Annotated in this window: 1 protein-coding gene; it reads left to right on the top strand. The window is 76.2% G+C overall.

What is annotated here, in order from left to right; genetic code table 11:
• Positions 1–1,567 (top strand): phosphoenolpyruvate--protein phosphotransferase (gene ptsP / locus HMPREF0731_RS19660; RefSeq protein WP_007005966.1); only part of this gene is annotated, 1,567 nt, incomplete at its 5' end.
• Positions 1,568–1,726 lie beyond the last annotated feature (159 nt).

Here is a 1,726-nt window from a genome sequence, read left to right as displayed (position 1 = left end):
TTTCCCCGCCCCGCTGCCCGAGGCGCCGCGCCTGCTGCCGCCGGGCGGGCTCGCTGGCGAGATCGCGCGGCACCGCGCGGCGGTGGATTCGGTGCTGCAGGAGCTGGCGCTGCGCCGCGCCGCCGCGAGGCCGGGCTCGGAGGCCGCCGAGATCCTTGGCGCGCTGGTCGAGCTGGCGCGCGATGCCGAGCTGCGCGACGAGATGGAGGGCCGCATCCGACGCGGCCTCGACGCCGTCGCCGCCACGCTGGGCGCGGGCCGGGAGCTGGCCGAGGGTTTCGCCACGCTGGACGACCCCTATCTGCGCGCGCGCGCCGAGGATCTGCGCAGCGTGGCGCGGCAGATCGCGCTGACCCTGCTCGGCCAGAGCGACGCAGCCCTGGAAGACGTGCCGCAGGGTGCCATCCTGCTGGCGGAGGAGCTGGCGGCCTGGGACCTGGCGCGGGTGCCGCCCGGGCGGCTGGCCGGCATTGTCTGCCGCCAGGGCGGCGCCACCTCGCATCTGGCGATCATGGCGCGCGCCCAGGGCATTCCGGCGGTGCTGGCCTGCCCGGCCTCACCCGAGGCCCTGCAGGCGACGCGGCGCGTCGCGCTGGATGGCGGGAACGGCGTGGTGCAGCTCGACCCCGACGCCGCGAGCGAGGCCGCGCTGTCCCGCCGCATCGCGGAGGAGCGCGCCGCGCGCGCGGCGCTGCAACGCTGGCGCGACGCGCCGAGCGTGACGCGCGACGGGCGCGCCATCGAGATCGCCGCCAATCTCGGCGCCCTGGCCGAGATCGAGGCCGCGCAAGCCGCCGGCGCCGAGGGGGTGGGGCTGTTCCGCAGCGAATTCCTGTTCATGGCCCGCCGCACCCCGCCCGGCGAGCAGGAGCAGTTCGAGGTCTATGACGCTCTGGCGCGCGCCTTCGCGCCGCATCCGGTGGTGGTGCGCACCCTCGACATCGGCGGCGACAAGCCCGTCGCCGGCATCGACATCCCGCACGAGGAGAATCCCTTCCTCGGCTGGCGCGGCTTGCGGCTCTGCCTGGAGCGGCCGGACATCTTCCGCCCGCAGCTGCGCGCGCTGCTGCGCGCCGCCGTCCGCGGCAATCTGCGCGTCATGCTGCCGATGGTGGTGGAGCCCGAGGAGGTGCGCCAGACCCGCGCCCTGATCGAACAATGCCGCGCCGAGCTGGCGGCGGAGGGCGTGCCGCATGGCGATTTCGCCCTCGGCATCATGGTGGAGACGCCGGCCGCCGCGCTGCTGGCCGACGAGCTGGCACGCGAGGTCGCTTTCTTTTCCGTTGGCACCAACGACCTGACGCAATACGTCATGGCGGCGGACCGGATGAATCCGCGCGTGGCGCGGCTGAACCGCCCGGATCACCCGGCGGTGCTGCGCGCCATCGGCGCGGTGTGCCGCGCGGCGCGGGCGGCGGGCATTCCCGTCGCGGTCTGCGGCGAGGCGGCGGCGCGGCCGGAGCTGATCCCGGCCCTGGTCGAGCTCGGCGTCACCGAGCTGAGCATGAGCCCCGCCTCCATCCTGCGCGCGCGGCAATGCGTCGCGGGGCTGGGCGCCGCGGGCTAGGGCAGGAAGGGCAGCACGGCGGCGTATTCGGCGGCGAGCGCCACGCCGTCCTCGGCCTGCAGTGCGGCGCGGGCCTCGGGCAGCCGCGCCGCCACCACCAGCAGCGCGCTGTCGATCGCGGCACCCGCCGCCACGCCGCGCTCGACCAGCGCGCCGGCC

The organism is Pseudoroseomonas cervicalis ATCC 49957, from assembly GCF_000164635.1.
GTDB lineage: Bacteria > Pseudomonadota > Alphaproteobacteria > Acetobacterales > Acetobacteraceae > Pseudoroseomonas > Pseudoroseomonas cervicalis.
This window is presented reverse-complemented; position numbering and strand designations above follow the sequence as displayed.